The sequence below is a fragment of the Shinella sp. H4-D48 genome, from assembly GCF_022637395.1.
In the GTDB taxonomy this organism is placed as follows: domain Bacteria; phylum Pseudomonadota; class Alphaproteobacteria; order Rhizobiales; family Rhizobiaceae; genus Shinella; species Shinella sedimenti.
In genome coordinates this window covers 2,646,679-2,672,671 of record NZ_CP093337.1, presented here as the reverse complement: position 1 = coordinate 2,672,671, position 25,993 = coordinate 2,646,679, and the positions used below count along the sequence as shown (strand labels likewise).

Genomic DNA, 25,993 nt, shown 5'->3' with positions numbered 1-25,993 from the left:
GTATCCGGAATTACGTCAAGAAAGCTTCATGGTGCATATCGCGGCAAGGGCCAAATTTCCAGCGCTTTCGCCGTTCAGCTGCGTCCGAAAAGACGCTCGATATCCGACAGCTTCAGTTCGATATAGGTCGGTCGGCCGTGATTGCACTGGCCGGAGCCGGGTGTCGCCTCCATCTGCCGCAGCAGCGCGTTCATCTCTTCGGGCCGCATGCGCCGCCCGGAGCGCACCGAGCCGTGGCACGCCATGGTCGCGGCGAGATATTCGAGTTTTGCCTTGAGGCCGTTTGCCGTGTCCCATTCGGCAAGTTCGTCCGCCAGCTGACGGATGAGGCCGGCCGCATCCATCTCGCCGAGCATGGCGGGCGTTTCGCGCACTGCAATCGCGCCCGGTCCGAAGCGGTCGATGCCGAGCCCGAGTGTCGCGAACTCTTCGGCATGGGCCACCAGCCGATCGCAATCGTCTTCCGGCAGATCGATGATCTCGGGGATGAGCAGCGCCTGCGCGGGCACGGCGCGGGAATGCAGCGCATTGCGCATGGCTTCGAAGACCAGCCGTTCATGCGCTGCGTGCTGGTCCACGATGACGAGGCCATCCTGCGTCTGCGCGACAATATAGTTCTCGTGCAGCTGCGCGCGCGCCGCGCCGAGCGGATGCTGCTGCGGCGCGTCGTCCGGCACCGGCTGCTGTGCCGTAAAGACCGGCTCGCTGCGCGCAGACGGTGTTGCGAATTCGGCAAAGCCGGCCTGCTCCGCGCGCAGCGGCATCGATGCTGCCGGCTCGAACGGGCGATAAGGCGAGGCAGCAGGCGTCCAGGGCGTGGCGGGCCGTTGCGCTTCCGGCCGGAAGGCGCGCATCAGGCCGCTGGCGCCGGTCGTGGCCGCCCGGTCGCCCTCGCGCCCGAGCGCCTCGCGGATCGCGCCGATGACAAGCCCGCGCACCAGCCCCGGATCGCGGAAACGCACGTCGGATTTCGCCGGGTGCACATTGACATCCACCAGGGCCGGGTCGATCTCGATGGAAAGCACCGCGACCGGGTAGCGCCCGTGCGGGATGGTTTCCGCATAGGCCGCCCGCAGCGCCGACCAGAGAAGCTTGTCCTGCACGGGACGGCCGTTGACGAAGGCGAACTGGTGCAGGCTGTTGCCGCGGTTGAAGGTCGGCACGCCCGCAAAGCCCGTCAGCCGCACGCCCTCCCGCTCCGCGTCGATCTCGATGGCATTGTCGCGGAAATCCCGGCCGAGCACCTGCGCTATGCGCGCGAGGCGATCCGTCCCGGTCGCGGGAAATTCCTGCGTCGTCCGGTCGGAGCCTGATAGCACGAAGCGCACATGCGGGAAGGCGATGGCCATGCGCCGCACGACATCCGAAATGGCGGAGGCTTCGGCCTTCTCGCTCTTCATGAATTTCAGCCGCGCCGGCGTGGCGAAGAAGAGGTCACGCACCTCCACCACGGTGCCGCGATTGGCCGCCGCCGGCCGCACCGGCTCGACCTTGCCGCCGGTTACGCTGATTTCGGCGCCCTCGCTGGCCTCCGCCGTGCGGCTGAGCAGTGAAAGGCGCGCGACCGAGCCGATAGAGGGCAAGGCCTCGCCGCGAAAGCCAAGGGTGCGGATATCGAGCAGATCCGTGTCGAGCTTGGAGGTGCAGTGGCGCCGGATCGCGAGTTCCAGCTCGCCGGGCGCCATGCCGCTGCCATTGTCGGTAACGCGCAGCAGCGTCTTTCCGCCGCCCGCAGTGGCAATCTCGATGCGCGTCGCACCGGCGTCCAGCGCGTTCTCGATCAGCTCCTTGGCGGCGCTCGCGGGGCGCTCGATCACCTCGCCGGCTGCAATCTGGTTGATGAGGGTTTCGGAAAGCTGCCTGATGGTCATGGCGCCATTTTCGCGGATTCGCGCGGTCCCCGCCAGTGGTCTTGGCGGCTTATCCCGTCTTGCGCGTCCTTAAGGCACGCTCACGAGATTTAATCAGGCTTTAATAAAATGCTGCGAACGTGCTGTTTGGCTTGTATGAGCACAAGCTTGCCGGTCGCCCGGCGGACGATTTCAGCGTGGCTGGCCGCTGTCATTCCCATGTCCAAGAGCGCGTGAAGCGCCGATCAGCATGTTAGCGGGAATGCCAGACAGGCAGGGGTGGCCAATATGAATGATGTAGCGCCGTCAGACGCGCACATCCGGCTGGGAATGTTCGAGGCTGCGTGCGATATCCTCGCCGCGGCCGTGATCGTGTACGACAAGAACGACTGCCTCGTTTTCGCCAGCCGTCAGGCCCTTCGCTACTTTCCCATTCCCGTCGAAATGCTTATCCCCGGCACCCGCCTCCGCGATGTGCTGGGCGCAATCTTCGACAGCGGCATGCGTTATGGCATCACGCCGGATCAGCGCCACAAGGCGATCAACCGCGAGGAATGGATCTCTACCCGCATTTCCGCCCACTGGCGCGAACAGCACGACGCCGTCGAGCGCGTCGGCCGCGACCGCTGGATCCATTTCCGCAAGCGCCGCCTTCCGAGCGGTTACAGCGTCAGCACCTTCATCGATGTCTCAGAGCAGAAGAAGCAGGAAGAGCAATGGCGCCTTGACCTCGAGCGCATCGCGCTAACCGAGGATATCCTGGAGACCTTGCCGTTCCCGGTCGTGATCAAGGATCGCAACCTGACCTATATCGCGGCGAACAAGGCATTCTGCGCGATCTATGGGGCGAGCGCCGAAACCATCGTCGGGCGCTCGTCCTGGGCCTTTGCCGATCCGGAAACCGCCGAACGGATCGAGCAGGGTGATCGCACGGTCTTGGAGACCGGCGAACCGACCAGCCTTGCCGAGCACATCATTCGCGCCGACGGTTCCGATCTCTACACCATCACACACAAGTACCGCATCGGGGCTCCCGAGCATCAGGTCGTCATCACCGTCATGCAGGACGTCACCGCCTATGCACAGAACCGGGTTGCCGATCCCGCTTCGACTGACGCGGTCCTGCGGGTGACCGGCGGCTTCATCGAGGCGCAGAACTGCTTCGATCCCGTTCGCGAGGCGGAACACCGTCTGTTGCTCGACCAACTGGATGCCGATGAGTTGCGGACGATTGCCGGAAAGCGCGTGCTTGTCGTGACGGCCAATCCGCATATCGAGGATATTCTCGTCGCAGCGCTCAAGGCGCGCGGCGCGGAATGCTGTGCCGTCCACAGCGTACCGGAACATCACGCCTTCCTCGCCGCGGCCGCTGCCGGCGGATTGAGCCTCGACTATATCGTCATCGACAGGAACCTGCCGGCGCGCGAGGCCATCGCCGACAATGACTACGGCATTGAAACGCGCCTCATTACACCCGACGATATCGGCCCCGATTTCATGCGGACCCTTGTTGATAGCCACGAGCTTTTGTCGGAGGATGCCTCCCCGCTCGGCGAGATCGTCGTCACGCCGTCAACATTCGCCGACGACTGGTATATCGCGACCGACATCACGACGATGCTGCCGGGCGCGGTCGGTGACGTCGAGGTGCTGGTGGCGGAAGACAACCAGATCAACCAGTTCGTCTTTTCACAGATCCTCGAGGGCATGGGTGTCTCGCACCGCATCGCCGAGAACGGCGAGGAAGCGGTCATGCTATGGCGCAAGCACCAGCCACGCCTCGTGCTGATGGATATTTCCATGCCGCTGATGAACGGAATTGATGCGGCAAAGGAGATCCGTGAGGCGGAAAAGCTGACAGGCGCCCGCACGCCCATCGTTGCGGTTACCGCCCAGGCGCTGAACGTCGACATGCAGAAATGCATGGATGCCGGCATGGACGATTACATCACCAAACCGGTAAGCCCCGACATGATCGAGGCCATCTATCGGCGCTATGTCAGCCGGATCTCGGAAAAATCCGTCGCATAGATCAGGAAAGGACGGGTCAACCCCCCATATTTAGGGAGGCTGGAGGGCAGGACTGACGATCGCGTGCTATGCATTTGTTAACGCTCATGCCGCATCGTGAAGCAGTCTTCGGAGGTCGAGTGCAAGTACGGGTAATCATTAATGAAGTCTGCTGATCACGCGGCGCTGGATGTTTCCCAGACTGACCTCCATGCCATGGCCTATACCGACCCGTTGACCGGGTTGGGCAATCTCTACCGACTGCGTGACAAGGTTCGCCAGATCGCCAAGGAGCGCGAGGAGGACCCCGCGCCGTTCGCCATCGGCATCACCAATCTCGACGGCTTCAAGCCCATCAACGATCTGTTCGGCCCCCGGGCCGGCGACGAGATTCTCTGCCAGGTCGCCCATCGCCTGAGGGCCTGCATCCCGGATGGTGCGACCGTCACGCGCCATGGCGGAGACGAATTCGCTTTCGTGCTGCCTCTGGTCTTCGAGCGCAAGGGTGCGGAGAAGATCGGCCAGATGCTGCGCGAGGTCCTGTCAGCGCCATTCGATCTGGGCGACCGCAACGTGCGCCTGTCCGCTTCCTTCGGTTTTGCGATCTATCCCTTCGCCGGTGAAGACTTTACCGAACTCCTGAAAAGTGCCGACACTGCGCTTTATCGCTCCAAGCGTCGCGGCCGTGGTCAGATCACGGTCTATTCCCAGGAGATCGCCCAAGAGATGAAACGGGCGACGCAGCTTGAACAGGCGCTGCGCAACGCCATCATCGCCAACGAGGTTGATGTGCATTTCCAGCCGATCGTCAGCCTGCGCGATGATACGGTGGTCGGCTTCGAGGCGCTGGCGCGCTGGTGCGATGCCGATCTAGGCTATGTATCGCCAGCGGTCTTCGTGCCGCTTGCCGAGGAACGTGGTTTCATTGATGCGCTGTCCGACACGCTGCTGCGCAAGGCAGCCGAAGCGGCCCTTTCTTGGCCGAAGGAACTCTTTCTGTCCTTCAACCTCTCTTCCGCCCAGCTGATGGACCCGAAGACCGCCTTCAACACGCTGGCGATTCTCAATCGCGTGGGGCTCGATCCGCGCCGGTTGGAGCTGGAGATCACAGAGACCGCCGTCATGACGGATGCGGATACGGCCCAGAAGATTGTCTGCGAGCTGCGCGCAGCGGGCGTTCGCATCTCGCTGGACGATTTCGGCACGGGCCAGTCGAGCCTCGGGCGGCTGCGCGATTTCACCTTCGACAAGGTGAAGATCGACCGCGCCTTCGTCTCGCGTATTTCCAACGACAAGGCGTCCGAGCACATCATCAAGGCTATTGTCACCATGTGCGAGGGCCTTGATCTGGCCGTCGTTGCCGAAGGTATCGAGGATTTCTCCGAGGCGCTGAAGCTGAAGGCGCTCGGCTGCGGCATGGGGCAGGGCTATTTCTACGGAAAGCCGGCGGATGCCGTTGCGACGATGCGCTACCTCGCCGATCGCTACGTAACCGTCGAGGGCCGCGCGGCATCTTGAGGGTACGTTTACCGATTCTCAACGCTATCCATTAGCCGGGCGGCAAAGGTTTTTCACTACCCTGCGTTTATCTCGGCAACGATGGGGGTGTGCTGAATGACGACCATCAAGGATATGCCCGTCCGGGCAAGCAATCGTTCCAGCGTGCGGCTTTTCGCGACGGTAAAGATCATGCATCAGACGACGCGCGCGCGTGTCGTCGATCTGTCGGCCAGCGGCATGGCCTTCGATATCGAAAAGCCCATTCAGGTCATGCCAGGGCAGCTCGTGACGGTCGAAAGCGAGGAGCTTGGTCGTCTCAGCGGCACAGTGCGCTGGTATTCAAACGGGCGGCTGGGAATCCAGTACAAACTGTCGACCAACGCGCTTGCACAGATCACCTCCTATTTCCGTTTCTTCCACGAGGAGGTGCGTCCGGTCCTGCGCCGCTGACGCGCCATTTTTGCGGACAAAAAAACCCGGTGGCTCAAGGCCACCGGGCTTGTGTCGTTCAGCCTGAGGCTTATTCAGCCGGCTGGGTCGTGGTGGGCAGCGTGCCCGAGGTCGACGACGTGGTCGAATTGTCGACCGGCTGGTTGGCCTGACGCTCGGAGACCTGCTGCGCCTTGGTCTTGAATTCCGGCGCTGCCTGCAGGCTTTCTGCTGTTTCGGTCGTGGTCAGCTTGACGTCGTCCGAATCCGGGACCTGCGTAATCGCGATCTTTTCGAACGGAACGGCAACCCACTTTTCGCCGATGCCCAGGAAGCCGCCGACGCCGATCACCGCAGCGTCAATACCGCCGCTCTTTTCCATGATCAGGTCGGAAATCTTGCCGATACTTTCATCGGCGCTGTTGTAGACAGCCTGGCCGATATAGGTGTTGGCGCTGATCTGCTGGTCGGACTGGGCCGTCAGATAGTCACCACCGGCAGCTGCCGGAGCCTGGGCCGTATCTTCGGTCGCGGTAGCCGGCGTTTCGGCCATGTTCTGGTCAGTCGTTGCACCCGGTGTCGCAGCGGTGTCGCCGGGGGTGGTGCCCGTGGCGTCATCGTTGGTCATGCCGGGCTGTTCCATCGTCTGGCCGGCTGCGGGCTGGTTGGTGTCCTGTGCATATGCCGCAGGAGCCAGGGCTGCGCCAAGGAAAAGTGCACCAGCGGCAACGGAGGTAAGAAGTTTCTTGCTCATGATAAACCTGCCTTTCGTCTCGTTGGTATCAAGGCGCGGCGGTCTTGAAGTATCCTCCGCACCGGCTGATGCACACACAACGGTGACTCCGAGTTTTGGTTCCGAGAAAATTTGCCTCATTTTTGATGTCCGCCATGCAAAAGGAGCGGCACTCGCCCGTTCACGTCCGGGCAGCCGCTCCCTTGTATCGACGGTAAGGGCCGGGTTCAGAGCGCGAAGCGTGGTTCGAAACGACCATTGACCGCAACGCCCAGTTCGAAGGTCTGGCCGGCATGCGGGTCGTCGCTGCGGGCAGCTGCATCCATGCCCTGCCATGCCGATGTCACCAGCAGGCGGTCGGCCTTTGCACCGATGAAGGCGGGGCAGCTCGACTGCGAGGCGGGCACCAGATGCCGCGCGATCTTGTTGCCGTCGGGCATGTAGACCTCCACGGCATTGGAGCCCCATCGCGCGTTCCAGATCAGGCCTTCGGCATCGCAGACCGCACCGTCAATGCCGCCGGGCGTTGTGGACTCGTCGCTCAGCACTTCCGGCTGTCCGGTCGGCAGGCCGGTGGCGGGATCGAGCGTGACGCGCATGAGGTGGTTCACATCCGTATCGGTGAAATAACCGATGCTGCCATCCGGCGAGAAGCAGATGGCGTTCGGAATGGTGATGTCGGAATAGAGCTTGGTCACCCGCTCGCCCGCGACATGGTAGATCGCGCCGGCGTGCTTTTCGGCCTTGCGTCCCATGGTGCCGATCCACAGTGCGCCGGACGGATGCACGCGCCCGTCGTTGGAGCGGTTGCCCGGCTTGTCTTCCAGTTTTGCAAAGGGGCTGGCCTTGCCGTCAGCCACCGTGCGGATGAAGAGGCCCTTGTCGGATGCGATCAGCTGCCGCTCGGCATCGACGACGGCAAGCACGCTGCCGAGGAAGGGTAGGTCGTGCACGGTTTTCTTCATGGTGGCGAGCTGCAGTTCATGCAGCTTTTGCCCGATGATGTCGAACCAGAAGGCGGTGTCGGTCGCCGGATCGTAGGTCGGGCCTTCGCCCAGCTCGCTGTTGACGTCGCACAGGACGCGGCCGGTAAATGCGTGAGTGTCTGTCATCGTTTTCCTCCGTAAACGGCGTCATAGGCATCGAGCGTCGCCTTAGCGCGTGCACGCACCGCGTTGCCGTCCATGCCCACCTTGTAGAGGCTGGAACCGAGCCCGAAGCTGCGGATGCCGATGGCGGCATAATCGCCGAAATTCTGGTCGGAGACACCACCCACGGCGGCGATTTCCAGTTCCGGCGGCAGGATGGCGCGGATCGCCTGGATGCCTGACGGGCCAAGCACGCTGGCGGGGAAGAATTTCAGCCCCGTTGCGCCGGCCCTTGCGGCGGCGAGCGCTTCAGTCGGCGTGAAGACGCCCGGCATCGTGACCATGCCCTTGGCGGCGGCCGTGGAAATGACATCGGGCTCGACATTCGGGCTCACCATGAGGCGCCCGCCGACATCGGCAAGGCGCTTCACGTCCTCCACTGTCAGCACCGTACCGGCACCGATGAGGCAGCCCTCCGGTGCCATCTTCACGGCGATCTCGATGGACTTGAAAGGCTCCGGCGAGTTCAGGGGAATTTCGATGGCCGTGAATCCGGTCTCGATCAGCGCGCCCACGACATCCTCCGTCTCGTGCGGCTTCAGTCCGCGCAGGATGGCGATCAACGGATATTTCATGGGCGGGAAGGGGATGCGGCTCATTGTTGCGACTTTCTTCGGGCGTTCCAGCCAACGGCGTTGGCTGTGTTGATGACTAAAGCGACCAGATGGCCTTTGCGCCGGCGGCAAGGCCAGTACGCACAGCCGTGTCTGCATCGATAACGGTGGGGGAGAGGCCGGCGGCGGCCAGCGCCTGTCCGTAGAGTGTGCCGAGCGAGCCGGACGCGACGAGCATGACGGGCGTATCCTTCGCCGCCAGTGACAGCGCACCGGCGATTTCGAGCCCAATCAGCGTGCCGGAGAGGCGGGCTTTCGCATCCTCCGGTGAAAGCCCTGCAATCAGCGAGCCGGCCCTCACCGAAAACAGCTGGCTCGTGGCAAGCGCCGGATTGGTGACCATGCGCGTGACGGCCGCCCGGAAGGCAGCGTTGTCAGGAGCAATCGCGCCGGCATCGGCAATGGCATGGCTGAGGATCGTGTTCTTCGCGATGGCGTCGAACAGTTCGCCCGTCATGAAAGTCGAGAAGCCCTCCACCTTGCCGCCTGAGAGCCGCACCCACTTGCTGTGCGTGCCGGGCATGCAGACGAGATGATTGCCGCTGCCGAGGTCGGCAGCCGCGCCGAGAAGCTGGGTTTCCTCGCCGCGTATGACGTCGGGCGCCGTCGCATCGCGCTGTGCGAGACCGGGCAGGATGCGGATATCGGCCTCGACACCGGGAACCCGAACAGCAGCCGCTGGAATGGCGGAAAGAGCGGCCGGCGTATCGAGATAGCCGGCCTCCACCCATCCCTGCTTAGCGCCGGCCATGCCGCAGATCAGCACGGGCACGCCCTCGGGCGCGGAAATGGCGGCGAGGTGGCTTGTCAGCACCTCGGCAAAGCCGGTGCGCGCGGCGGTCGTCATGCCTTCGCCGCTGCGGCGTTCGGCGAGTACGGCTCCATCACGGCCGACGAGCCAGAGACGGAAGCTGGACGTTCCCCAGTCCACGGCCACGTAGGCGGCGTCGGTGGGGGAAGCGGTGTGGGTCATCAGAGCATGCCTCCATCGGCAATGAGCGTTTGTGCGGTGATGGCGGCGGATGCATCCGATGCCAGGAAAAGACAGGGGCCTACCATATCCTCGGCAACGAGGGAGCGCTTCAGGCATTGCCGTTCGATGCCGGCGGCGGCATCGGCCTCATCGACCCACAGTCGCTTCTGCCGCTCGGTCAGCACCATGCCGGGCAGGATGGCGTTGACGCGGATATTGTCCGGTCCGAGCTTGCCGGCGAGCGATTTCGTCAGGCCGATGATGCCGGCCTTCGCCGTGGCATAGGCGGGCAGTTCTCCCATATTGAGCAGGTAGGCGATGGAGGAGAAGTTGACGATCGACCCGCCGCCGCCCTTGCGCATGGCCGGCACAACCGCCTGGGCGGCAAAGAACTGGTGGCGCAGGTTCACGGCCTGGTTCTCGTCCCATCCGTCGGGCTCGATGTCCTCCAGCCCCTGCCGGTCATCGCGCGCGGCATTGTTGACGAGTACGCGGATGCCGCCGAGAACGGAGATCGCCTCGTCGACCGCGCTGCGCAGGGCGGTGATGTCTCGCAGGTCCGCCTTGATGAAGTGAGGCCGGTGGGCGGCCGTATCGGCCAGTTGCGCGACCAGAGCGCGGCTTTCCGTTTCGGCAATGTCGAGAAAGGCAACGCGGGAGCCCTCGGCGCAGAAGGCCGCAACCAGCGCCGCCCCGATTCCCGACCCGCCGCCGGTGATCAGAACGCCCTGTCCCGCCAGGTCCTGATAACGGCCCGCCATCGTCTCCTCCTTTTTGTTCCATTATTTGGAACTGAGTTTGATTATTCGGAATTATTTCGTTAGGCTCTCGCCCTGTCAAGAGAAGACCGGAGCAGCGCAGATGGCGACAGAGCGGAACGACGAGACGGTTGGAACCGGCACGCTGGGCAAGGCGATGGCGGTGCTGGAGACCGTCGCACTTGCCGACCGGCCGATGCGCTTCACGGATGTGCTGGCGATCAGCGGCCAGCCGCGCGGCACGCTACACCGCCAGATGTCCCATCTGGTGCACGAGGGCCTGCTGGAGCTTCGTGCCGACCACGTTTATGTGCCGGGCCTGCGCCTCTTGAAGCTTGCCTCGGCAAGCTGGGCGCGCAGCGAGTTCCGCGCGGTCGCCGCGCCCTTTCTGGAGGCACTGCACGGGGAGACGGGCGAAACGGTCCATCTCGGTGTGCTGCGTGGTCGCGAGATCATTTATCTCGATAAGGTGGAAAGCCGTCAGGCGGTGCGGATGAATTCGCAGATCGGCAATGCCTCGCCGGTCTATTGCACGGGTGTCGGCAAGGCTGCGCTCTCCACGCTCGACCCCGCCGCTCTGGACGTGATTCTGTCGGGCATCGAGTTCCAGCGCTTCACGCCGCAGACGATTGTCGACCGGGCAACGCTGCTTGGCGAGCTGGAGGCCGTGCGGCGCAGCGGCGTGGCCTTCGATCGGGAAGAGCACGAGCCCGGCATCCGCTGCGTGGCCGCACCGGTCTGCGATGCCGCGCGCTCGCTGGTCGCCGGCGTTTCCGTAACGGGGCCGGCCTATCGGGTGGGGCAGGAGAAGCTGGACGCCTGGGTTCCGCTGGTGCGAAGGGCGGCCGATGCGATCAAGAGTGAGTTGGACGCGCGGCTTGGCCCACAACGCTGACGCGATATCTGATGTACGTAACCGCACAAACCTTATCTTATCACCGCATTTTACGGTAAATTAGAAAATCGCGCTGGACGCGAGCGGAGGGGGTCATTAGCTTCATCGGTGACGCGCCTGCGGGCTGCGTCGCTCATCGCGGCTTGAGGCGCGGTTCATCGGAAATACTTGCATTGGGATACGGGGGTTCCTGAAGCAAGCAGTGTATCGTGTCGGCGGGCTCTGCCGCACTTTCGCATGCGTGCTGAAGGAAGGTGACTATGGCGGATCGACTTCATACGGATTCTGCGAAGCTCCAGCAGCGATGGGATTCTGTCCCGTCGGCGATGGGATCGGAATCGGATATCGCCGATACCTTGCTCGCCATTGCACAGCGTCATGGTCTCAACGGCTACATCCTGATCAATGTGCCGTCGGAAGCGCCAACGAATTTCTCCTCCCATGTTCTCATGACGTCCTGGCCCAAGGACATGCTGCAGGCCTATGACAATGCGGGCCTCATTTTCGGCAGTCCTGTCATCGAGCATCTGCGACAGAGCACGACCCCCTTTTCGTATGACGCCGAACGCACCAACCGCCGCCGCTCGGATGGCAAGTCTGAGATCGCCATGCAGCTGTTCGACGGCCACGGCCTGACACGCGGCGCTTATTTTCCGGCGCACAATTCCGCCGGCCTGCGCGGGGCGCTCGCCTTCGGCGGAACGCGGGCAGCGTTGCGACCGAACGAGATGGCGGAGCTGAACGCGGTCGCCAATCTCGTGTTCACCCAGGTTCTCGAACTGCGGGCACGCCGGCGCCAGAACGTGTCCTTGTCACGCCGCGAGATCGAATGCCTTTCCTGGGCCTCGGCGGGCAAGACGAGCGTGGAGATGTCGGAAATACTCGGTCTCTCGGAGTATACCGTGAACCATTATCTGAACCGCGCGACGCGCAAGCTCGATGCGGTCAACCGGGTCCAGGCCGTCGTCAAGGCGATCAGGGCCGGTCTTTTGAACTGATGGGAAGAAACCTTGTGACTGTCTGGAATGTGCGTGGTCCCGCTCCAACTGCTCAAGGGGAAAAATAAACAGTGCGGGGCAACAATGACTGCTGACGAAAAAAGCAGCGAGGAATACCAGGTAAACGACGACGCCGCCGAGATTGCCGGGCTGGCCACCCAGTTCGACATCGTTCGCTATATGCGACGGCGGTGCGAGCAGTATGGTCTGAAATATTTCATCGTGTTCAATCTGCCGGGTTTCGAGGCGGAAAAGCTTTCGGCCTATTCCATCGTCAGCAACTGGCCCCAGGAAGTTCTCGCCAAATACGATGCCATGCGGATGGTTCGCCACAGCGCGGGCATCCGTAAGCTGCGGCTGACCACGGTGCCCTTCTCCTACGACATGCGCGAATGGCTCGGTGAGGCGAGCGCCAATCCGGAATTCGGCGACCTTCTCGAAATGATGACTGATCACGGCATGCTGGTCGGCCACTTCTTCCCGGTGCACGATGCACTCGGCAATCGGGGTGCGGTCGTCTGGGGTGGCGACAATCTCTCCCTCAAGCGGGAAGACCGCCTGATGCTGCAGATGATCTCCGTGCACCTCTTCAACCGGCTTGCCGAAATCGGCTCGGCCTGGAAGACCGGTCAGATCGTCCTGACCGAACGCGAAGTCCAGTGCCTGAGCTGGACCGCCGCCGGCAAGACGAGCCTGGAGATCGCGGAAATCTTGGGATTGTCGGAGCACACCGTCAATCATTATCTCAATCAGGTCACCCGCAAACTCGAAGCGGTCAACCGCACCCAGGCGGTTGTGAAGGCGATCCGCCGCGGTCTCATTACCTGACGCCGTCATTTTTGCCGCAGGCCTGCTGCCTCCCGTCGCAGACAAAGTCGTTGGCGGCAGCCGCTGCGTGCACTATCTACGGACAAGGCCGGCGATAGCACGGCGGGGTCTCAAGAGGATGTCATGACGGATGTGAGCAAGGAACAGGTGCTGGAACGGCTGCGTACGGTGCGCGGCCCGGATATGGACGGCAACATCGTCGATATGGGCCTCGTTTCAGATGTCTTCATCTCGGATGGCAAGGCGTATTTCTCGATCACCGTGCCGGCCGAGCGCGCCCGTGAACTCGATCCCATGCGTGCCGCCGCCGAGCGGGTCGTGAAGGAAATCCCCGGCATCAAGGCCGCCATGGTCGCGCTGACGGCGGACAAGCGGGCCGCATCCGGCCCTGCGGCCGCCCGTGCGCCGACCCCGCCTCCGCCGGGCCGGGGCGCTGCACATGATCACGCCGGCCACGCGCACGCCGCGCCGGGGCAACCCCAACAGCGCGCCAAGTCCGGCATTCCGGGCGTCGGTGCCATCATTGCGGTCGCCTCCGGCAAGGGCGGCGTCGGAAAATCGACCACATCGGTCAACCTGGCGCTCGCGCTGAAGGCCAACGGACTGCGTGTCGGCATTCTCGATGCCGATATCTACGGCCCCTCCATGCCGCGGCTGCTGAAGATTTCCGGCCGCCCGCAGCAGATCGAGGGCCGGATCATCAAGCCGATGGAAAACTACGGCATCAAGGTCATGTCCATGGGCTTCCTCGTCGATGAGGACGTGGCGATGATCTGGCGCGGCCCGATGATCCAGTCCGCACTCATGCAGATGCTGCGGGAGGTCGCGTGGGGCGAGCTCGACGTGCTCGTCGTCGACATGCCGCCCGGTACGGGCGATGCCCAGCTGACCATGGCGCAGCAGGTGCCGCTGGCCGGTGCCGTCATCGTCTCCACGCCGCAGGATCTTGCGCTCATCGATGCGCGCAAGGGCCTCAACATGTTTTCGAAAGTCGAGGTGCCGGTGCTCGGCATCGTCGAGAACATGAGCTACTTCATCGCGCCGGACACCGGCAACCGCTACGATATTTTCGGCCACGGCGGTGCGCGCAAGGAGGCGGAACGCATCGGCGTTCCCTTCCTCGGCGAGGTACCGCTGACCATGGATATCCGCGAGACCTCCGATGCCGGAACGCCGGTCGTGGTTTCCAATCCGGAGGGCGCGGCCGCGAAGACCTATCGCGAGATTGCGACCCGCGTCTGGCAGGAACTCGAGGCCGTGCAGGGCAAGGGTACGCGCGGCGCTCCCGCCATCGTATTCGAATAGCGCCTGGCCGCCGCTCTCGATCGCTGGGCACCATGAACAAGGCTTTCTCCCACAGCCGCCGGATGCGCGCACGGGGAGGGGGCCTTGATTTTTATGTTGCGCTGCGCAATATCCCCAGCCTGCCGCGCGGCGGTATGTAACAGGAGTGTGTGCGATGGTCCGTTTCGGAGCCATTCGCCGGTGATCACCGTCTTCCGTCCCGATGGCGCGGCGCAGGCCCTGCCCGCTGAAACCGATTCCGCCGCCGCGGAGGCTCTTGCCGGCGCCGTTTGGGTGGATCTGGTCGAGCCGACCCGCGCGGACGAGGCTCTGGCCGAGCGAATGCTCGGCCTCGAAATCCCGACGCGCGACGAACTCAAGGACATCGAGCCCTCAAGCCGTCTCTATACGGATGGCAGTGCCGCCTACATGACGGCCTCGCTGATGGTGAAGGCCGAAAGTGACCTGCCGTTTCTCACCGACGTCGCCTTCATCCTGACGCCGGAACGGCTGCTGACTGTCCGCTACGCCGACCCGCGCTCCTTCGAGATATTCCGAACCGCCATGCGCCGCATTCCCGGCGGCTGTTCTTCGCCGACGGTCATGGTCACGCGCCTGCTCGAAACCATCGTGGACCGCACTGCCGAAATCCTCGAAATCGCCGTCACGCGGGCCGACAAGCTTTCGCTGGAAGTCTTCGGAGACAAGCGGCATCTTTCACGCCGGCCGCCGCGCTATCTTGAGGATCGGGTGGTGCAGGTCTCCGCGTTGCACCGGCTCCTCGCCAAGACGCGTGACAGCCTCCTGTCGCTTTCGCGCGTCCTGACCTTCCTGCATGGTCTGCCGGCGCTGCAATCCGATCGCGACAGTCTGGAACTCTGCCGGACGGTGACACGGGATGTGCAGTCGCTGTCCGAGCACGCCAATTTCGTCGCCGGTAACATCACCTTCCTGCTGGACGCTTCGCTCGGTCTCATCAATCTCGAGCAGAACGCCATCATCAAGATCTTCTCGATCGCCTCGGTGGTGTTATTGCCGCCGACGCTCATCGCCTCCATCTACGGTATGAACTTTGAGTTCATGCCCGAACTGCATGTTGCCTACGGCTATCCGCTCACCCTTGTGGCGATGGTCCTGTCGGCGATCCTTCCGTTTTTCTTTTTCCGCTGGAAAGGCTGGCTTTGACGCCTGATCGCCCCATGCACGCAAATACAGGCAGCGCAGCGCATCCCGAAAGCCGCCCGCGCGCAATGTTTCTTCTGGCGCTCGGCTCGGTCGGCGTCGTCTACGGCGATATCGGCACCAGCCCGCTCTATGCCTTCCGCGAAGCGCTGCGCCCGGTTTCCGGCGACGGCCTCGTGCGCGAGGAGGTCATCGGCCTCATCTCGCTGATGATCTGGACGCTGACGATCATCGTCACCATCAAATACGTGCTCTTTCTGCTGCGTGCCGACAACCACGGCGAAGGCGGCACCCTGTCGCTGCTGGCGCTGCTGATGAAGACGGCCGGCAGGCACGCGCCCATTCTCTTCTTCATGGGAGCGGCCGGTGCGGCGCTCTTCATCGGCGACGCCATGATCACGCCGGCGCTTTCGGTGCTGTCCGCCGTAGAGGGCCTGACGCTCGTCACGCCGGCTTTCGGCGATTATGTCGTGCCGATATCGGTTGTCATCCTTGTGCTGCTTTTTGCCGTGCAATCGCTCGGCACCGCTGCCGTATCGAGGTTCTTCGGGCCGATCACCGCCATATGGTTCGTCGTGCTGGGCCTTGGTGGCATTACGCATATTTCCGACGATCTCGGTATTCTTGCGGCTTTCAATCCCTATTACGCTGTGCATTTCATGGCGACGGAAGGCTATCTCGGCCTCGTCGTGCTGGGCGCGGTGTTCCTGACGGTCACCGGGGCGGAAGCGCTTTATGCCGATCTCGGCCATTTCGGCCGCCGGCCGATCCAGTGGGCGTGGTTCTGCCTGGTCTTCCCCGCGCTGACCCTGAATTATCTCGGGCAGGGCGCGCTGGTGCTGGCCCGCCCGGAGACGGTTTCCAACCCGTTCTTCCTGATGTTCCCGAACTGGGCCCTGCTGCCGGTGGTCATTCTTGCCACGGCCGCGACGATCATCGCCAGCCAGGCGGTCATTACCGGCGCCTTCTCTCTCACCCGCCAGGCCATCCATCTCGGCTTCCTGCCGCGCATGGAAATCTTCCACACATCCGAGACGCAGACCGGACAGATCTACCTGCCGGCCGTCAACACGGTCCTGTTGCTCGGCGTCATGCTGCTGGTCTTCCTCTTCGGCTCCTCCGAATCGCTCGCCACCGCCTATGGCATCTCCGTCACCGGTGCGATGGTCGTGACGACAGTGCTCGCCTTCGAATTCCTGCGCGCGCGCTGGCACTGGAAGCCTCTCACGGCCGTCCTGGTACTTCTGCCGCTCTTCCTGCTGGAATTGACCTTCCTCGGCGCGAACCTGCTCAAGATCCATGACGGCGGCTATGTCCCCGTCGCCATCGCCGCCGGCGTGGTGGTGGTCATGTGGACATGGACCCGCGGAACGCGCATCCTGCGGGAGAAGACGCGCCGCATCGAGGTGCCGATGTCGGCCTTCGTGAAGTCGCTGGAAAAGCACAGCACGCATTCGCCAGTGCAGGTGCCGGGCACGGCAATCTTCCTGACGAGCGATCCCGACTTCGCGCCCGCAGCCCTGCTGCACAACATCAAGCACAACCATGTCCTGCACGAGCAGAACTTCGTGCTGACCATTACCACGGCCAACAAGCCGCGCGTGGCCCCGGCCGACCGCTTTACCGTGGAGCGCATCTCCGAGCGCTTCTCACGCATCGAGATGCGCTTCGGTTTCATGGAAACGCAGAACGTGTCGCAGGCGCTCGGCGTGATGCGCAAGGCCGGGCACAAGTTCGACATCATGTCGACGTCGTTCTACCTCGGCCGCCGCAAGCTGGTGCCCGATGCGCAGTCCGGCATGCCCATGTGGCAGGACCGCCTGTTCATAGCCCTCGCCGACCTCGCGACCGACCCCTCGGATTACTTCCGCCTGCCCACGAATCGCGTGGTGGAACTCGGGTCGCATGTCGTGATCTGAGCCGTCGGCCGTCCGTTTTCTCATGCTCCTGACAAAAACGTGAAGAGGAGGCCCGCGCCTACCCTTCGCGCATGTATGAGCATTAACCAACCATCAAGGTTAATGCTTCATTTTACCCTGACAGCGAGCCGCTTCGGGCCCGTGCCTCGGCGCGGCTTGGCTCCCATACAAAAATATCCGGGCAGAAAGGCACGCCGGTCGTTCATCGGCGCGGTCGCCCGTACATGCGTGCGGAGTAGTCAGTTGCGTAAGCGTAACATTCGTCATGCCGGGGCAGGCCGCTTCTTCGACTATCTGAAGCGGGAATGGAAAATGCCCCTGGTCCTGGCCGCAGGCCTCGTCGCCAGCGTGCCGACCCAGGCCGCGCATACCGACCTTGCCACCTATCTGGCGGGGCTCAACCGCAAGGGCGGCAATCAGAACATGGTGCTCACCCGTTCGCCCGCCGGTTCGGTGCATGAAATCGAAATTTCCTTTGCGGATGCGATGATCACAGGCGGCATCGAGAGCGGGGCAGGGGTTGAACTGCCCGGCGGCGCCAAGGCTGCGCTGCGCAGCGAGCACAAGGGCCAGGGCGGAATTCCCGACGAGGACCGCATCAACCGCCGCGACAAGAAGGGCCGTATCGTCGCGGTGGTGCCCGTGAGCCCGCCGAAGGATTTCACCGCCGGTTCCATTCTGGAGCGTACGTCCTCGCTCCTGTCGCCGGTCTTCAATGATGGCCAGCGCATGATCTTCGCGCGGGCCGACATTCGCGGCAAGGAAATCCAGATCGCTACGGCCTTCTACAAGAAGACGCCGGCGCGCAAGACCCCCGGCGTCTCGCCGGTCATCGCCGATCTCGTCACCAGCGACAAGGCTGACATCCTCGCGACCGCCTATGCCCGCGTCGAGCCGGATTATGCGCGGGAATCGCCCTTCGATTCGATCCTGAAGCCGAAGGTCGAGACCGGCCGCTTCATTCCTGAAATCGCACCGGAGGATCATGCCTGGGCCGCGACTGCGCTGCCGCCGGGCGTGTTCACCGAGAAGGAACAGAAGTGCCTGGCCGAGGGCATTTATTTCGAAGCGCGCGGCGAAGAGCTGAAAGGCCAGGCCGCCGTCGCCCAGGTCATTCTCAACCGCGTACGAAACCCCGCCTATCCCGACACGATCTGCGGCGTGGTCTACCAGAACCAGAACTGGCGAAACCGCTGCCAGTTCTCCTTCGCCTGCGACGGTATCCCCGATCTCATCCTGTCGCCCTGGCACTGGAAGACGGCCAAGGAAATCGCCATGGCGGTAACGGCCGGCAAGATCTGGATCGATGAGGTCGGTTCCTCGACCCACTACCACGCGACCTACGTCAAGCCGCCGTGGGGCCGCACCATGCAGCGCGTGGCAAAGATCGGCAAGCACATCTTCTACCGCACCTATGGCGGTGGCTGGAGCTGAGCCAGTCGGCGGCTGTGGTGAGTCCGCGCCACAGCGCCGGCGATTCCCGGGGCAGAGAGTCGCGCTTCCCGTTCAATTCAGGTCAATGTGTTGATTTTATTATATATATTTGCAGCGGCGCAAAGCTCCGCCACGCCTTGACTATGCCGGCACCTAAAACTATGTTGCGGCCGACTTCGAAAGGGGTCGGATATGGCTTGAATCCTAGCCTTCAATATGTCCGCATTGGGGCGAACGCCTCATCGGAAGCAAGCAGGAGGATGCCATGGCCGACGATCAAAAGGGAAGTCTGGAAGACCGGCTGAAGCGGCTCGACGCGGAACTCGCGGAGAAGCGCAAGTCAGACGGGGCGGAAGAAGCCGCCGAGGCGAGGGCAGCAGCAAGCCGTTCAGGCTATGCGGTCGCCATGAAGCTCTCGAGCGAGTTCGTCGCTGCCGTGATTGTCGGGGCGCTTCTGGGCTATCTTTTGGACCATTTTGCGGGTACAGGGCCGTGGGGAATGATCGTATTCCTCCTTCTCGGCTTCGGTGCCGGCGTTCTGAACGTCATGCGCGCCGCCGGCATGGTGGCTTCGCCCCATCCGGTCGACAGGCTGGCCGGGCGAGAGCCCGGCAAGGTCGGCGGCGGACGGGACGAGACCGATAAGAAGGACGGCGTCTGACGACGCGGTTCGCATAGTGGGTGACTTCCGTCGCAAGGCGGGCAAGCAAGAGAGATAAGCGGTGTCCAACGATCCGACCCATCAGTTCCTGGTCAACAAGATTGTTCCGATCGAAATCGGCGGTATCGATTTCTCGTTCACCAATGCCTCGCTGTTTATGGTCGCCACCGTCGCGGCCGGCATCGGCTTCCTCTATTTCACCACCGGCCAGCGCGGCCTGGTTCCGAGCCGCATGCAGTCGGTTTCGGAAATGTCCTACGAGTTCATCGCCTCGATGCTGAGGGAAGGCGCGGGCAGCCACGGGATGAAGTTCTTCCCGTTCGTGTTCTCGCTCTTCATGTTCGTGCTGACGGCAAACATGCTCGGCATGGTGCCGTACTTCTTCACCGTCACGAGCCAGATCATTGTCACCTTCGCGCTGGCCATGCTCGTCATCGGCACGGTCGTGGTCTACGGCTTCTACAAGCATGGCTTCGGCTTCCTCAAGCTGTTCGTGCCGTCGGGTGTTCCCGGTGCGCTTCTTCCGCTGGTCGTCTCGATCGAGGTCATCTCGTTCCTCTCGCGTCCGATCAGCCTCTCGATCCGTCTTTTCGCAAACATGCTGGCGGGTCACATCACGCTGAAGGTCTTTGCAGGCTTCGTCACCTCGCTTAGCGCGCTTGGCGCCGTCGGCGTCGCCGGTGCGATCCTGCCCCTTCTCATGACCGTCGCCCTGACCGGTCTCGAATTCCTCGTGTCGTTCCTGCAGGCCTATGTCTTCGCAGTTCTGACATGCATGTACCTCAACGATGCCGTGCATCCGGGTGGTCACTAGGGAATAAAGTCGTCGGTGCCTCCGGGCGCCGCTCACAAGCCGCAACAACCCATTCAAGGAGTTCAACATGGAAGCGGAAGCAGCAAAGTACATCGGCGCAGGTCTTGCCACGTTCGGTCTCGCCGGCACGGCTCTCGGCCTCGGCAACATCTTCGGCAGCTACCTGTCCGGCGCTCTGCGCAACCCGTCTGCTGCTGACAGCCAGTTCGGCCGTCTCGTATTCGGCTTCGCCGTTACGGAAGCTCTGGGCATCTTCTCGCTGCTCATCGCTCTCCTTCTCCTCTTCGCCGTCTGATATCGGCTGAGGACTGGACCATGGCCCCGCAAGGGCCGTGGTCCATCGTACGTTCCGTACATGATCTGAGAGTGCCCCCTGGAGGTCAGCATGTCTGTGACCTTGGCATCGGCCGAGTCCACCCCCTTCGAAATCGCCCAGGCGGAAACTCCTGCGGATACGCATGAGACCCCTGCGGATGCGCATGCGGCTCAGCCGGCAGGCGAAGTGCACACCGAAACGGGTGTTGCCCATGGCGGCGAGCACGCTTCCGGCGTCTTCCCCCCGTTCGACCAGACAACGTTTGCATCGCAGCTTCTGTGGCTCGCGATCACGTTCGGTCTTTTCTACCTTCTCATGTCGAAGGTCGTCATTCCGCGCATCGGCGGCATTCTGGAGACGCGGCACGACCGCATCGCACAGGATCTCGACGAAGCGTCCCGCCTGAAGGCGGAAGCCGACGCTGCGATCGCTTCCTACGAACAGGAACTCGCCGCTGCCCGCGCCAAGGGCAACGCGATCGCCTCGACTGCCCGCGACGAAGCCAAGGCCAAGGCCGACGCCGAGCGCGCCAAGATCGAAGCCTCGCTGCAGGACAAGATCGCCGGTGCGGAAACGCGCATCGCCGAAATCAAGGCCAAGGCGCTTGCCGATGTCGGCACGATTGCCGAGGAAACGACCGCAGCCGTCGTCGAACAGCTGATCGGCGCCAAGGCCACCAAGGCCGAGATCGCTTCGGCCGTGAAGTCGGCAGCGGGCGAATAAGGAGGATACCATGGCATTCGACGCAACATTCTATGCCTTTGTCGGCCTCCTGCTGTTCCTGGCCCTGATTGCCTATCTCAAGGTTCCGGGCATGATGGCCAAGGGTCTCGACGCCCGTGCCGAGAAGATCCAGAACGAGCTGGCGGAAGCCAAGCGTCTTCGCGAGGAGGCCCAGCACTTGCTCGCCGAATACCAGCGCAAGCGCAAGGATGCCGAGGCGGAAGCTGCAAGCATCGTCGCCGCCGCTGAACGCGAAGCGAGCGCCCTGACCGCCGAGGCCAAGCAGAAGACCGAGGAATACGTCACCCGCCGCACCGCGCTCTCCGAGCAGAAGATCAAGCAGGCGGAAGTCGACGCGATCAACGCCGTGCGCGCCGCAGCCGTCGATCTCGCTGTCGCGGCCGCCGAGAAGGTCATCGCCGCCAAGGCAGATGCCGCAACCGGCAAGTCGCTCTTCGACAACGCGATCAGCGAAGTGAAGAGCCGCCTCAACTGAGGTCGCCATTCTCGATGAATTGAAAAAGGCCGGAGCGATCCGGCCTTTTTTGCGTCCGGCGTATACCCAACATTGGTCTGTGCTGAGTGTTCGACGCTGGCGATCAGACACGATACTTTCGCGCCTCTGCCGGTTGGCAGCCAGCGTGCGCGCTTTGATATCCAGCGTAGAACTGGTGATCTGCAATTGTTGCGGAGGGGGTGGATCAGTCCTTGCGCAGCGGGCGAAAGCTCATGCGGTGGAGGCGGCAGGGACCGATGGACTCGATAGCGCTGCGGTGCACCTGGGTGGCATAACCGGCATGCACGGCAAAGCCGTATCCTGGATAGGTTTCTTCCGCGCGCGCCATCATCCGGTCGCGCATCACCTTGGCGACGATCGAGGCCGCAGAAATCGAAACGGAGAGCGCGTCGCCCTTGATGACGGCCCGGCCCTCGCAGGCTAGGCCCGGCGGCACGTCACGGCCGTCCGTCAGGACGAGCCTCGGCGCCACTTCGAGACCCGCGACGGCGCGGCGCATGGCGTCGAGGCTCGCCTTGCGGATGTCGATCGTATCAATGCGCCGCGAGGAACTTGACGCGACGGATACGAAGGCCGTTTCCATGATGCGGGCAAACAGCATTTCCCGCTTCGCCGCGCTCAATTGCTTGGAATCGCGAAGACCATCGGGAATGTTATCAGGGTCGAGCACGACCGCCGCCGCGACCACGGGCCCGGCCAAAGGGCCGCGCCCGGCCTCGTCAGTCCCGGCGACCGGCCAGAGGCCGCGTTTTCTGGCCGCCATCTCCATCGAGAAGTCGGGCCCTTCGGGCATATCGAAAAGAAGGCGGGAATCGGAGGATGCGGGACGGGACATGCGGCGAACCTCGCACATCCGTCCGATTCCCTGCAAGTCCCCCGGCAGGAGGCGGATGCCGGAGGGGCAACCGGTGCGCCCGGGGATTGGCGGACCGGAAGAGGATAGCGCCCTTTCAAGAGCCGGCCGGCCCGAGGAACTGCGCAGAACTTTCAAATCACTGTCGCGGCCTTGGCGGTGATGTGGGTCACGGCCCCGTTTGCCGTAAGGCATGCCGCCTTGTCGGAACGCCGCGCGGGGTAGGCGGTTAAACCTCACCCACCGACTTTCAGAGCAAGGACAACTGCACGCCGCTGCCCGAGGGCGGAATGAACTGGTCGCCGGACAGGTTCCGGCGCGTTCGCGTCAGTTCCAGCCGCTTGCTGGCCATCTCGAAGCGCCGCGCGATCTGCCACGCATAAGGGCCGGCACCCTTCATGCGCTTGCCGAACTCCGCGTCGTAATCCTTGCCGTCACGCATGGAGCGCACGAGCGACATGACATGGCGATAGCGATCCGGATAGTTGCGCAGCAGCCACTCACGGAAGAGGGGGCTCACTTCCAGCGGCAGGCGCAGCAGCACATAGCTCGCTTCCATCGCCCCGGCCGCCTTGCCCGAATCGAGCACCTTTTCGATCTCGTGATCATTGAGGCCGGGAATGATCGGCGCCATCATGACGGCGGTGGGGATGCCGGCATCGGAGAGCGCGCGTATCGCCGCCAGCCGGCGTGACGGGGTGGCTGCCCGCGGCTCCATGGTGCGGGCAAGCTTCCGGTCGAGTGTCGTCACCGACATGCCGACCCAGGCCAGGCCGCGGGCGGCCATGCGGGAGAGAATATCCATATCGCGCATGACGAGCGCCGACTTGGTGACGATCGAGACAGGATGGTTGGCCTTGTCGAGCACTTCGAGAATCTGGCGCATGATACGCCATTCCTTCTCGATAGGCTGGTAGGGGTCGGTATTGGTGCCGATCGCGATGACACGCGGCTTGTAGCCGGGCTTGGACAATTCGCGTTCGAGCAGCTTGGGCGCATCCGGCTTGGCGAAGAGCTTCGCTTCGAAATCGAGGCCAGCGGACAGGCCCATGAAGGCATGAGTCGGCCTGGCGAAGCAGTAGATGCAGCCATGCTCGCAGCCGCGATAGGGATTGATCGAGCGGTCAAAGGGAATATCCGGCGATTCGTTGCGGGTGATGATGGTACGCGGCTTCTCGACTTGGACCTCGGTGCGGAACGGCGGAAGCTCCTCCAGCGTCTGCCAGCCGTCGTCGAAGCTTTCGCGCGTCACGGGCTCGAAACGGCCGGTGAAGTTGAGCCCGGCGCCCCGACCGCGTCGGCGGTCTCCATCGATGCGCATGCCCGTATCAGCCAGCAGTGCTTCGGCAACATCCTTCGCATGGCCGGGCGCTAGGGCACCCTGCCTCAGGTTTGCAACATCGTTCATGGCTATCTCCGGCGGGACCGTCTCGCCCCGGTTCAATGACTATATTCCTATAATCGAAATGAGAACAATGCAAGAACAAATTTGTTCCGGCTAACCATGTCGCCTAACCATGCGGCAATGCGACGGTCTTGCGGCGGTGGCAATTCATGCTGCGATGCGGTAGTAGGATGTATGCTGACGATCATCATCGAATGCCGGGACAACGAGGCCGAGCTTGCTCAGACGCTTTCGGCGCTTGTTCCGGGTGCTGTCGAGGGAATCGTGCGGGAGGTCATCGTGCTCGATCACGGCTCGCGCGATGGTTCCGGCCGTGTGGCGGATGCAGCCGGTTGCCGGTTTCTCACCAGCTGGGACATGAAGGATGTCGTGCGCGCGGCGCGCGGCGACTGGCTGCTCCTGCTGGAGCCCGGCGCACGCCCGATGACCGGCTGGGTCGATGCCATCGCCGATCATGTCTCGGTCAGTGCCGGCCCGGCGCGGTTCACCGGCTCGCGCAATCACCGTCGCCCATTCCTGAAACGCTTCGGGCGCCGCCTTTCGCCACTCGAGCAGGGCTATCTTGTCAGCAAACGGCAGGCTGCGGCCGCAGTGCGCACCGGCATGTCCCTGTCCGACATCGCAAAGGGTACGAAGACCTTTTCGCTCGTTGCCGAGATCGTGCCCGCCTGGGCGATCAGGGCGATGCGCGCGCAGCTCGTGGCCGGTTGAGGCGGCTCAGCAGGCCGAGCGCTTCAGGTGCTCGTCGAGACGCGGCATGATTTCCACGAAATTGCAGGGCATGTGCCTGTAGTCGAGTTGTGCCTTGAGAATGCCGTCCCAGGCATCCTTGCAGGCGCCGGGCGAGCCGGGCAGCACGAAGATGAAGGTGGCGTTGGTGACACCGCCCGTCGCGCGCGACTGGATCGTGGAGGTGCCGATCTTGTCATAGGAGATGCGGTGGAAGACCTCCGAAAAGCCGTCCATGCGTTTCTCGAAGATCGGCTCCAATGCCTCCGGCGTCACATCGCGGCCCGTGAAGCCCGTGCCGCCGGTGGTGATGACAACGTCGACCGCATCGTCGCGCGTCCAGGCCTCGACCTGCGCGCGAATGGTGGCGATATCGTCCGGCACGATCGCGCGGGCAACGAGCCTGTGGCCGGCGTCGGCGATGCGCGCGACCAGCGTATCCCCGGAACGGTCTGTCTCTGGTGTGCGGGTATCCGAGACGGTCAGCACCGCGATGCCGACCGGGATGAACGGTCTCGTCTCGTCAAGGCGTGCCATTGTGTCCCTCCAGCGTGCGGGTGGCGGTGATGAACCAGTCGGGGTGTTGCTGCCTCAGCGAAGCCGCCGCCGCCTCGGCCATTGCGTCCGAACCGTATAGCGCGAAGCAGGAGGCGCCGGAACCAGACATCCGCACGACGCGTGCATCCGTCGCGGCAAGATCGTTGGCCAGTTCCCCGATCTGCGGGCAGAGCCGGCGGGCAGGCGGCTCCAGATCGTTGCGCAGGCCGGCAATGGCATCCAGCCAGTCTTCCGGCATATCTTGAAGCGCCAGCGGCCCGTTCCGCTTGGAGGCGAGCGCGCGAAACACGGCTGGCGTCGAGACACCCACGAGAGGGTTGGCGAGCACCATGGAGAGCGCGGGAAGTGCGACAGGCGTGATATCCTCTCCGATGCCGCGTGCCAGCAACGGACGGCCGGCGAGGCACATGGGCACATCCGCGCCGAGCCCGATGGCGATGGCGTCGAGCCGGTCGCAGGGCAGATGCGCGTGCCACAGGGCAAGCAGGCCGCGCAGTGTCGCGGCCGCATCCGCCGAGCCGCCGCCGATGCCGGAGGCAATGGGCAGGTTCTTTTCCAGATGAATATGCACGGGCGGGGCGGATTGCCCCGTCTGTTCCAGCGCCGCACGCAGGCGGTCACGCGCGCGGGTGACGAGATTGTCACCCTCTGCGGCCAGCGTGCCGGAAAAGCGGCCGGACAGCGTGAAGCGGTCTTCATCGGCCGGCGACAGCGCGATGCGGTCGCCGAAGGCTGTGAAGGTTACGAGGCTGTCGAGGAGATGGTAGCCATCCTCGCGCTCGCCGACGACGTGCAGCGCGAGGTTTATCTTGGCGGGCGCCGGTTCGATAACGGCAAAGCCCGAAAGGGTGTCGCCGGGCAT

Annotated in this window: 26 protein-coding genes; 16 read left to right on the top strand and 10 right to left on the bottom strand. The window is 63.4% G+C overall.

The window, feature by feature from the left end:
• Positions 1–74 precede the first annotated feature (74 nt).
• Positions 75–1,871, bottom strand: a complete 1,797-nt coding sequence (gene mutL, locus MNR02_RS13205) for a DNA mismatch repair endonuclease MutL (RefSeq protein WP_241947114.1) — start codon at positions 1,869–1,871, stop codon at positions 75–77.
• Positions 1,872–2,138: 267 nt separating this feature from the next.
• On the opposite strand from mutL, the gene MNR02_RS13200 reads away from it, so the two are divergent.
• From MNR02_RS13200 to MNR02_RS13190, 3 genes are all read left to right on the top strand, one after another.
• Complete coding sequence (locus MNR02_RS13200) at positions 2,139–3,881, top strand: response regulator (protein WP_241947113.1); 1,743 nt, start codon at positions 2,139–2,141, stop codon at positions 3,879–3,881.
• 141 nt (positions 3,882–4,022) lie between these two features.
• Positions 4,023–5,378, top strand: a complete 1,356-nt coding sequence (locus MNR02_RS13195; protein WP_241604848.1) for a bifunctional diguanylate cyclase/phosphodiesterase — start codon at positions 4,023–4,025, stop codon at positions 5,376–5,378.
• A gap of 96 nt (positions 5,379–5,474) precedes the next feature.
• Positions 5,475–5,810 (top strand): PilZ domain-containing protein, encoded by a 336-nt coding sequence (locus MNR02_RS13190; protein WP_241604847.1) that lies wholly within the window; start codon positions 5,475–5,477, stop codon positions 5,808–5,810.
• Positions 5,811–5,880: 70 nt separating this feature from the next.
• Here the strand turns inward: MNR02_RS13190 and MNR02_RS13185 are convergent, their stop codons facing one another.
• From MNR02_RS13185 to MNR02_RS13165, 5 genes are all read right to left on the bottom strand, one after another.
• Complete coding sequence (locus tag MNR02_RS13185; protein WP_241604846.1) at positions 5,881–6,543, bottom strand: PRC-barrel domain-containing protein; 663 nt, start codon at positions 6,541–6,543, stop codon at positions 5,881–5,883.
• A 206-nt stretch (positions 6,544–6,749) separates the two neighbouring features.
• On the bottom strand, positions 6,750–7,634 hold the full coding sequence (locus tag MNR02_RS13180; protein WP_241947112.1) for an SMP-30/gluconolactonase/LRE family protein: 885 nt from the start codon (positions 7,632–7,634) through the stop codon (positions 6,750–6,752).
• Entirely contained in the window at positions 7,631–8,269 is a 639-nt protein-coding gene (locus MNR02_RS13175) for a 2-dehydro-3-deoxy-6-phosphogalactonate aldolase (protein WP_241947111.1), read from the bottom strand. Before MNR02_RS13175 ends, MNR02_RS13180 begins: the two co-directional genes overlap by 4 nt.
• A gap of 52 nt (positions 8,270–8,321) precedes the next feature.
• Positions 8,322–9,257: a 2-dehydro-3-deoxygalactonokinase gene (locus MNR02_RS13170; RefSeq protein ID WP_241947110.1), complete on the bottom strand. Its 936-nt coding sequence runs from the start codon at positions 9,255–9,257 to the stop codon at positions 8,322–8,324.
• On the bottom strand, positions 9,257–10,018 hold the full coding sequence (locus tag MNR02_RS13165) for an SDR family NAD(P)-dependent oxidoreductase (protein WP_241947109.1): 762 nt from the start codon (positions 10,016–10,018) through the stop codon (positions 9,257–9,259). Before MNR02_RS13165 ends, MNR02_RS13170 begins: the two co-directional genes overlap by 1 nt.
• Positions 10,019–10,118: 100 nt before the next feature.
• On the opposite strand from MNR02_RS13165, the gene MNR02_RS13160 reads away from it, so the two are divergent.
• From MNR02_RS13160 to MNR02_RS13105, 12 genes are all read left to right on the top strand, one after another.
• A complete protein-coding gene (locus MNR02_RS13160) occupies positions 10,119–10,910 on the top strand; it encodes an IclR family transcriptional regulator (protein ID WP_241947108.1) in 792 nt (263 codons plus the stop codon).
• 260 nt (positions 10,911–11,170) lie between these two features.
• A complete protein-coding gene (locus MNR02_RS13155; RefSeq protein WP_241604837.1) occupies positions 11,171–11,908 on the top strand; it encodes a LuxR family transcriptional regulator in 738 nt (245 codons plus the stop codon).
• An 84-nt stretch (positions 11,909–11,992) separates the two neighbouring features.
• The gene (locus MNR02_RS13150) at positions 11,993–12,736 is read left to right on the top strand and encodes a LuxR family transcriptional regulator (protein ID WP_241947107.1); all 744 of its coding nucleotides are present in this window, start codon (positions 11,993–11,995) and stop codon (positions 12,734–12,736) included.
• Positions 12,737–12,859: 123 nt separating this feature from the next.
• Positions 12,860–14,041, top strand: a complete 1,182-nt coding sequence (gene apbC / locus MNR02_RS13145) for an iron-sulfur cluster carrier protein ApbC (protein WP_241947106.1) — start codon at positions 12,860–12,862, stop codon at positions 14,039–14,041.
• A gap of 180 nt (positions 14,042–14,221) precedes the next feature.
• The gene (locus MNR02_RS13140; RefSeq protein ID WP_371746668.1) at positions 14,222–15,205 is read left to right on the top strand and encodes a magnesium transporter CorA family protein; all 984 of its coding nucleotides are present in this window, start codon (positions 14,222–14,224) and stop codon (positions 15,203–15,205) included.
• 14 nt (positions 15,206–15,219) lie between these two features.
• The gene (locus MNR02_RS13135) at positions 15,220–17,121 is read left to right on the top strand and encodes a potassium transporter Kup (protein ID WP_241947105.1); all 1,902 of its coding nucleotides are present in this window, start codon (positions 15,220–15,222) and stop codon (positions 17,119–17,121) included.
• Positions 17,122–17,433: 312 nt separating this feature from the next.
• Positions 17,434–18,555: a cell wall hydrolase gene (locus tag MNR02_RS13130; protein WP_241948875.1), complete on the top strand. Its 1,122-nt coding sequence runs from the start codon at positions 17,434–17,436 to the stop codon at positions 18,553–18,555.
• A gap of 265 nt (positions 18,556–18,820) precedes the next feature.
• A complete protein-coding gene (locus tag MNR02_RS13125) occupies positions 18,821–19,216 on the top strand; it encodes an AtpZ/AtpI family protein (RefSeq protein ID WP_241604788.1) in 396 nt (131 codons plus the stop codon).
• A gap of 61 nt (positions 19,217–19,277) precedes the next feature.
• Positions 19,278–20,030, top strand: coding sequence for a F0F1 ATP synthase subunit A (locus MNR02_RS13120; protein WP_241604786.1), 753 nt, complete (start codon positions 19,278–19,280; stop codon positions 20,028–20,030).
• Positions 20,031–20,097: 67 nt separating this feature from the next.
• On the top strand, positions 20,098–20,325 hold the full coding sequence (locus MNR02_RS13115; RefSeq protein WP_241604784.1) for a F0F1 ATP synthase subunit C: 228 nt from the start codon (positions 20,098–20,100) through the stop codon (positions 20,323–20,325).
• A 90-nt stretch (positions 20,326–20,415) separates the two neighbouring features.
• On the top strand, positions 20,416–21,069 hold the full coding sequence (locus MNR02_RS13110; RefSeq protein WP_241604782.1) for a F0F1 ATP synthase subunit B: 654 nt from the start codon (positions 20,416–20,418) through the stop codon (positions 21,067–21,069).
• Between the two features lie 10 nt (positions 21,070–21,079).
• Complete coding sequence (locus tag MNR02_RS13105; RefSeq protein WP_241604780.1) at positions 21,080–21,565, top strand: F0F1 ATP synthase subunit B; 486 nt, start codon at positions 21,080–21,082, stop codon at positions 21,563–21,565.
• A gap of 205 nt (positions 21,566–21,770) precedes the next feature.
• Here MNR02_RS13105 and MNR02_RS13100 read toward each other — a convergent pair whose 3' ends face one another.
• Positions 21,771–22,421, bottom strand: coding sequence for a ribonuclease HII (locus MNR02_RS13100; RefSeq protein WP_241947104.1), 651 nt, complete (start codon positions 22,419–22,421; stop codon positions 21,771–21,773).
• A gap of 268 nt (positions 22,422–22,689) precedes the next feature.
• On the bottom strand, positions 22,690–23,847 hold the full coding sequence (locus tag MNR02_RS13095) for a PA0069 family radical SAM protein (protein ID WP_241947103.1): 1,158 nt from the start codon (positions 23,845–23,847) through the stop codon (positions 22,690–22,692).
• 171 nt (positions 23,848–24,018) lie between these two features.
• Between MNR02_RS13095 and MNR02_RS13090 the strand changes: the two genes are divergently transcribed.
• Positions 24,019–24,555 (top strand): glycosyl transferase, encoded by a 537-nt coding sequence (locus tag MNR02_RS13090; RefSeq protein ID WP_241947102.1) that lies wholly within the window; start codon positions 24,019–24,021, stop codon positions 24,553–24,555.
• Positions 24,556–24,561: 6 nt separating this feature from the next.
• Here MNR02_RS13090 and moaB read toward each other — a convergent pair whose 3' ends face one another.
• Positions 24,562–25,110 (bottom strand): molybdenum cofactor biosynthesis protein B, encoded by a 549-nt coding sequence (gene moaB, locus MNR02_RS13085; protein WP_241947101.1) that lies wholly within the window; start codon positions 25,108–25,110, stop codon positions 24,562–24,564.
• A complete protein-coding gene (locus tag MNR02_RS13080; protein ID WP_241947100.1) occupies positions 25,097–25,993 on the bottom strand; it encodes a 4-(cytidine 5'-diphospho)-2-C-methyl-D-erythritol kinase in 897 nt (298 codons plus the stop codon). The genes moaB and MNR02_RS13080 overlap by 14 nt, the downstream gene beginning before the upstream one ends.

Coding starts and splice junctions, on each gene's coding strand:
- MNR02_RS13180 (WP_241947112.1), bottom strand. CDS start 7,634: ATGACAGACACTCACGCATTTACCGGCCGCGTCCTGTGCGACGTCAAC.
- MNR02_RS13090 (WP_241947102.1), top strand. CDS start 24,019: ATGCTGACGATCATCATCGAATGCCGGGACAACGAGGCCGAGCTTGCT.
- MNR02_RS13080 (WP_241947100.1), bottom strand. CDS start 25,993: ATGCCCGGCGACACCCTTTCGGGCTTTGCCGTTATCGAACCGGCGCCC.
- MNR02_RS13135 (WP_241947105.1), top strand. CDS start 15,220: ATGCACGCAAATACAGGCAGCGCAGCGCATCCCGAAAGCCGCCCGCGC.
- moaB (WP_241947101.1), bottom strand. CDS start 25,110: ATGGCACGCCTTGACGAGACGAGACCGTTCATCCCGGTCGGCATCGCG.
- MNR02_RS13100 (WP_241947104.1), bottom strand. CDS start 22,421: ATGTCCCGTCCCGCATCCTCCGATTCCCGCCTTCTTTTCGATATGCCC.
- MNR02_RS13185 (WP_241604846.1), bottom strand. CDS start 6,543: ATGAGCAAGAAACTTCTTACCTCCGTTGCCGCTGGTGCACTTTTCCTT.
- MNR02_RS13175 (WP_241947111.1), bottom strand. CDS start 8,269: ATGAGCCGCATCCCCTTCCCGCCCATGAAATATCCGTTGATCGCCATC.
- MNR02_RS13095 (WP_241947103.1), bottom strand. CDS start 23,847: ATGAACGATGTTGCAAACCTGAGGCAGGGTGCCCTAGCGCCCGGCCAT.
- MNR02_RS13105 (WP_241604780.1), top strand. CDS start 21,080: ATGGCATTCGACGCAACATTCTATGCCTTTGTCGGCCTCCTGCTGTTC.
- MNR02_RS13125 (WP_241604788.1), top strand. CDS start 18,821: ATGGCCGACGATCAAAAGGGAAGTCTGGAAGACCGGCTGAAGCGGCTC.
- MNR02_RS13165 (WP_241947109.1), bottom strand. CDS start 10,018: ATGGCGGGCCGTTATCAGGACCTGGCGGGACAGGGCGTTCTGATCACC.
- MNR02_RS13190 (WP_241604847.1), top strand. CDS start 5,475: ATGACGACCATCAAGGATATGCCCGTCCGGGCAAGCAATCGTTCCAGC.
- MNR02_RS13200 (WP_241947113.1), top strand. CDS start 2,139: ATGAATGATGTAGCGCCGTCAGACGCGCACATCCGGCTGGGAATGTTC.
- mutL (WP_241947114.1), bottom strand. CDS start 1,871: ATGACCATCAGGCAGCTTTCCGAAACCCTCATCAACCAGATTGCAGCC.
- apbC (WP_241947106.1), top strand. CDS start 12,860: ATGACGGATGTGAGCAAGGAACAGGTGCTGGAACGGCTGCGTACGGTG.
- MNR02_RS13160 (WP_241947108.1), top strand. CDS start 10,119: ATGGCGACAGAGCGGAACGACGAGACGGTTGGAACCGGCACGCTGGGC.
- MNR02_RS13115 (WP_241604784.1), top strand. CDS start 20,098: ATGGAAGCGGAAGCAGCAAAGTACATCGGCGCAGGTCTTGCCACGTTC.
- MNR02_RS13155 (WP_241604837.1), top strand. CDS start 11,171: ATGGCGGATCGACTTCATACGGATTCTGCGAAGCTCCAGCAGCGATGG.
- MNR02_RS13170 (WP_241947110.1), bottom strand. CDS start 9,257: ATGACCCACACCGCTTCCCCCACCGACGCCGCCTACGTGGCCGTGGAC.
- MNR02_RS13150 (WP_241947107.1), top strand. CDS start 11,993: ATGACTGCTGACGAAAAAAGCAGCGAGGAATACCAGGTAAACGACGAC.
- MNR02_RS13130 (WP_241948875.1), top strand. CDS start 17,434: ATGCCCCTGGTCCTGGCCGCAGGCCTCGTCGCCAGCGTGCCGACCCAG.
- MNR02_RS13195 (WP_241604848.1), top strand. CDS start 4,023: ATGAAGTCTGCTGATCACGCGGCGCTGGATGTTTCCCAGACTGACCTC.
- MNR02_RS13110 (WP_241604782.1), top strand. CDS start 20,416: ATGTCTGTGACCTTGGCATCGGCCGAGTCCACCCCCTTCGAAATCGCC.